This window comes from Streptomyces sp. SID10853 (assembly GCF_010548145.1).
Classification (GTDB): domain Bacteria; phylum Actinomycetota; class Actinomycetes; order Streptomycetales; family Streptomycetaceae; genus Streptomyces.
Map to the genome: position 1 here is coordinate 1 of NZ_JAAGLN010000468.1, position 1,749 is coordinate 1,749.

The following is a 1,749-nucleotide window of genomic DNA, read 5'->3' on the forward strand; positions in this document are numbered from 1 at the left end:
TCAGTCCTTGATCTCGCAGATCATGGCGCCTGATGAGATGGAGGCGCCGATCTCGGCGGTGAGGCCCTTGATGGTGCCGGAGCGGTGGGCGTTGAGCGGCTGTTCCATCTTCATTGCTTCGAGGACGATCACCAGGTCGCCCTCCTTGACCTCCTGGCCTTCCTCGACCGCGACCTTGACGATGGTGCCCTGCATCGGGGACGCGAGCGAGTCGCCGGATGCGGCGGAGCCGGACTTCTTGGCTGCCCGGCGCTTGGGCTTGGCGCCTGCCGCCAGACCTGTACGGGCCAGGGTCATGCCCAGCGAGGACGGCAGCGAGACCTCAAGACGCTTGCCGCCGACCTCGACGACGATCGTCTCGCGCCCGGACTCGTCCTCGTCCGCGTCGCCGCCTGCGGGGGCGAACGGGGGGATCTCGTTGACGAACTCGGTCTCGATCCACCGGGTGTGGATGTGGAAGGGGTCGGCTGTGAAGGCCGGATCCCTGACGACCGCGCGGTGGAAGGGGATGGCGGTGGCCATGCCCTCGACGGTGAACTCGTCCAGTGCGCGGGCGGCCCGCTGGAGGGCCTGCTCACGGGTGGCGCCGGTGACGATCAGTTTGGCGAGCAGGGAGTCCCAGGCCGGGCCGATGACCGAGCCGGACTCGACGCCCGCGTCGAGGCGGACACCGGGGCCGGTGGGCGGCGCGAAGGTGGTGACGGTGCCGGGGGCGGGCAGGAAGCCGCGGCCCGGGTCCTCGCCGTTGATACGGAACTCGAAGGAGTGACCGCGCAGCTTGGGGTCGTCGTAGCCCAGTTCCTCGCCGTCGGCGATACGGAACATCTCCCGGACCAGGTCGATGCCCGAGACCTCTTCGGTGACGGGGTGTTCCACCTGGAGGCGGGTGTTGACCTCCAGGAAGGAGATGGTGCCGTCGAGGCCCACCAGGAACTCGACGGTGCCGGCGCCGACGTAGCCGGCTTCCTTGAGGATGGCCTTGGACGCGGCGTACAGCTCGGCGTTCTGCTCCTGGCTCAGGAAGGGCGCGGGCGCCTCCTCGACCAGCTTCTGGTGGCGGCGCTGGAGGGAGCAGTCACGGGTGGAGACGACGACGACGTTGCCGTGGGTGTCGGCCAGGCACTGGGTCTCGACGTGCCGCGGCTTGTCCAGGTAGCGCTCGACGAAGCACTCGCCGCGCCCGAAGGCGGCGACGGCCTCGCGGACCGCCGAGTCGTAGAGCTCGGGGATCTCTTCGAGGGTGCGGGCGACCTTCAGACCGCGCCCGCCACCGCCGAAGGCGGCCTTGATCGCGATCGGCAGGCCGTTCTCCTCGGCGAAGGCGACCACCTCGTCCGAGCCGGAGACCGGGTCGGGGGTGCCCGCGACCAGGGGCGCGCCCGCGCGCTGTGCGATGTGCCGGGCGGCGACTTTGTCGCCGAGGTCGCGGATGGCCTGCGGCGGCGGGCCGATCCAGGTGAGCTGTGCGTCCAGGACGGCCTGGGCGAATTCGGCGTTCTCGGAGAGGAAGCCGTATCCGGGGTGGATGGCGTCGGCGCCCGAGTCCTTCGCCGCCTGGAGGACCTTGCCCATGTCCAGGTAGCTGGTGCCCGGGGTGTCACCGCCCAGGGCGAACGCCTCGTCGGCCGCGCGTACGTGCGGTGCGTCCCGGTCCGGATCGGCGTAGACGGCTACGCTCGCGATTCCGGCATCCCGGCAGGCCCGTGCGACACGGACAGCGATCTCGCCACGGTTGGCGATGAGCACCTT

General features: G+C 70.4%; 1 protein-coding gene. It reads right to left on the reverse strand.

Going from position 1 to position 1,749, the window contains the following annotated elements; translation table 11 throughout:
• The coding region (locus tag G3I19_RS36380) for a biotin carboxylase N-terminal domain-containing protein (protein ID WP_164267929.1) at window positions 1-1,749 on the reverse strand (1,749 nt) is incomplete at its 5' end.